This is a genomic window from Nostoc sp., assembly GCF_035638895.1.
Classification (GTDB): domain Bacteria; phylum Cyanobacteriota; class Cyanobacteriia; order Cyanobacteriales; family Nostocaceae; genus Nostoc.
On the sequence record NZ_DASQZC010000054.1, the window covers coordinates 1 to 1,540 of the forward strand.

The 1,540-nt window shown below is 43.1% G+C and carries 3 protein-coding genes; 2 read left to right on the forward strand and 1 reads right to left on the reverse strand.

What is annotated here, in order from left to right; translation table 11 throughout:
- Positions 1-415, forward strand: a 415-nt coding sequence (locus tag VE944_RS02275; RefSeq protein ID WP_324971643.1) for a Coq4 family protein, incomplete at its 5' end; no start/stop codon positions are given.
- A gap of 227 nt (positions 416-642) precedes the next feature.
- On the opposite strand, the gene VE944_RS02280 is transcribed toward VE944_RS02275, so the two are convergent.
- Positions 643-1,017: a hypothetical protein gene (locus tag VE944_RS02280; protein WP_324971646.1), complete on the reverse strand. Its 375-nt coding sequence runs from the start codon at positions 1,015-1,017 to the stop codon at positions 643-645.
- An 81-nt stretch (positions 1,018-1,098) separates the two neighbouring features.
- On the opposite strand from VE944_RS02280, the gene VE944_RS02285 reads away from it, so the two are divergent.
- A partial coding sequence (locus VE944_RS02285; RefSeq protein ID WP_324971649.1) for an amidohydrolase family protein occupies positions 1,099-1,540 on the forward strand: 442 nt, incomplete at its 3' end.

Below are 1,540 nucleotides of genomic sequence, written 5' to 3' on the forward strand. Positions count from 1 at the left end.
TACATTTGGATATGCCTATGCTGAACATCTGCTCAAAAACAATTTGCAACCTTTACACTCTGGGCAAGTAGAGAATGATTACCAATTTCTCGGAGCGCATATCACAGAAACACACGACATTTGGCATATTATTACTGGATGCGATACAAACATTCTTGGAGAAATTCAATTAGAAGCTTTTTATGTTGCCCAACTACACTTTTCGCGTTTTTGGTTAGCATTATTGGCTAAAAATCTTGTCAAAGCCGCTATTTACGATATTGAGGTTTCGACAAAATATATGGATGCAATAACTAAGGGATGGCTAATGGGAAAACAGTCCCTGCCCCTTTTTGGTATTGAATGGAATACCTTGTGGTCAAAGTCATTGGAGAATGTCCGTAGTGACTTAAATATCATTCATAGCATTATATAGATTCATAACTCCAACACCAAATTCCTAAAAAATCTATAGCGTAAGCACCTTTGGGTTAACTTTCAGAGCGGATGTAAATCTGTGGTGTGCGATTGGCTATGCGCTGTGTAGGTCAAAGTAGTTCACTGTTCCTTCAATTCCGTTCCTGTGAGTCGGTTATGCGAGCAGTTTCCCAGTTTGGAGCAAATAATCTCTATTGCCTTGCTGGTTTCTGCCTCCTGAATACCCTACCTAAAAAGCGTTATCTCGTCGTCGATATTGACATTTACCACCTCATCCATAATTGGGGCGCTCATGTGCGTGATTGCTAAAACTGATTCTGACTGGATGCTAATTAAGCGGACGTATGCGATAGATTCTTTTGGGTTAAGTCCAGCTACAACAATTCTATCCATTGGCAGTAAATCATTACTAGTCGGTAATGCGTAGGTTGCTACTTTGAACAAATCACCTGTTGCCGGGTGAGCTAAATAATTAATCACAACGCAACCAACTCCATATTTTTGGGACATTAAGCGATAAAATTGCCCAATCCTTAATTGTTGAAATTGGCTGTCAAATCCATTTGGTTTTTGTTTTTTGGCTAATTTATTTTTGGACATTTCCACACTATAAGTGTTTTTTTCAAGCGAACGATTCAGTCACTTCTACTGTTTTTTATTTTAATCCCATACCATATCTGGATGATCGCCCCTATTCTCATGAAGCCCTTGTTGCCGTTTTATAATGAAAGGATGCAAAAGCTTACCATCACCCGACCTGACGATTGGCATCTGCATCTGCGCGATGGTGCAGCACTGAAAGCAGTTCTGCCCTACACGGTGCGTCAGTTTGCCCGCGCGATCATCATGCCGAACTTGAAGCCCCCTATCCGCTCGGTGGCAGATGCGGCAGCCTATCGCGATCGCATCCTCGCCGCCATTCCAGAAGGCCAACAGTTTGAGCCATTGATGACGCTCTACCTCACCGACAACACCAGCCCCGACGACATTCTCCGGGCGAAAGAATCTCAGTTTATCAAAGCGGTCAAGTACTACCCAGCCGGTGCAACGACCAACTCAGACTCCGGTGTGACGGATATTCAAAAGGGTGATCGCGTCTTTGAAGCAATGCAGCAGGTGGACA